At 50.1% G+C, this 1,334-nt stretch carries 1 protein-coding gene; it reads left to right on the top strand.

The genetic code is table 11. The features are described from left to right. Nucleotides 1-232: hypothetical protein (locus tag DJ75_RS18850; protein ID WP_217900374.1), on the top strand; the 232-nt coding region annotated here is incomplete at its 5' end. Nucleotides 233-1,334: the final 1,102 nt, after the last annotated feature.

The following is a 1,334-nucleotide window of genomic DNA, read 5'->3' as shown; positions in this document are numbered from 1 at the left end:
GCGGATTCAACAGAGCAGTAGTGACCGAAACCGCGGTAAGATGTATCAAATTCTGAGGATTCCAACAGAGCTGGTTCTGTTGAAATCGTTAAGCGGTGATAGGATCGGCGTGAGAGATGCAGAAAGGATATTCAACAGGAGGACATCAAAAAGAAGTGTACAGCTTTCCAAAGTCCAATCATGCGCAAGGCCCTCTATCAAACTGGTATCGGATTGTATATTCTGTGGATAATAGCGACGACGCTGCTCATTCTCGGTCGATACACGCCGTTTCCATCGTATAAAATCGTTCACTCAGCGGTTGTAACTGGCGCAGTAGTACTTACTATCCTAGGTGCGGGGCAACTTTTCCGGAAAGGCTATCGAAAGGTCGTCTCGGGGTAGATACGCGCTCTGAATGTAGCACAGCCTCGACAAACTATCAGCGACCAATGGTTTCAACAAAGCAATTATACGAATTCAAGAAGAGCAGCTGCGGCTAGCCGCAGGATGAATCCGACAACATGGAATTAATACACGTCCGACGGATTAGTTCGAGTTTCTAATATATACTTTGAAGTTCCCAAAACCATGATACGATAGTAAACCGCCCGCCGCAACCGGTCCGAAGACCGGCATTGTCCCTGAAACGTATGTTTCAACTGGCGGATGGCTGTCTCTATCCTCCACCGGTGGCGGTACTGATAGCCGAGTCCCTCCAAGTCCCGCTCACCGACATCCATATCTGTAATCCAGATGGTGTGTGTATCGCTTTCGCCGCTCCCGGCATCAGGCGTCTCCGCTACAGGAGGCATCTTGCCGTGTCGATCAAGCCGGGATTGGGGGCTGCTGTCAGGATCCGTCTCGTCTGAGGAACTATCATTAATGCTCTCGGTTTGGTCGTGATAGCGAGTGAGATCTGTCGCTGGCGTAGTTTCTTTTTGCCCGACTTCTTCGTCGGGGACCGGCCAGATGATCGCGTTGAACGTCCGGTGACTCGCATCGAAATTGGTGAAAGTAATATCTTCTTTTTTTTGGTTCCCCCGAGGGCGTTCTCAGCGAGCTCCGTATACATCTCTTTATCAGGGGCCTGAATCATCCAGTTCAGTCCGTGTTCTCGGCACGCTGTGACAATATCGGCTTCGAACAACTGGCTGTCCATGTAAATCCTGCCGAACTCGGGGTCCGCATTTTTGCGAAGTTGCTGAAGCATTCGGTCAAGTGCTTCAGCCTTCTCACTCCGCTCTTTGAGTGGAGTTGCACCTAAAATGGCTCTGTTGAAATCCTCAGCAGGTGATATGTTCTTGGAGTCGTGCTGAATACAGGGCGCAGGCCGTGTTTAGACGCTAAGAATA

It is taken from the genome of Halorubrum sp. Eb13, from assembly GCF_002252895.1.
Lineage (GTDB): Archaea > Halobacteriota > Halobacteria > Halobacteriales > Haloferacaceae > Halorubrum.
This window is presented reverse-complemented; position numbering and strand designations above follow the sequence as displayed.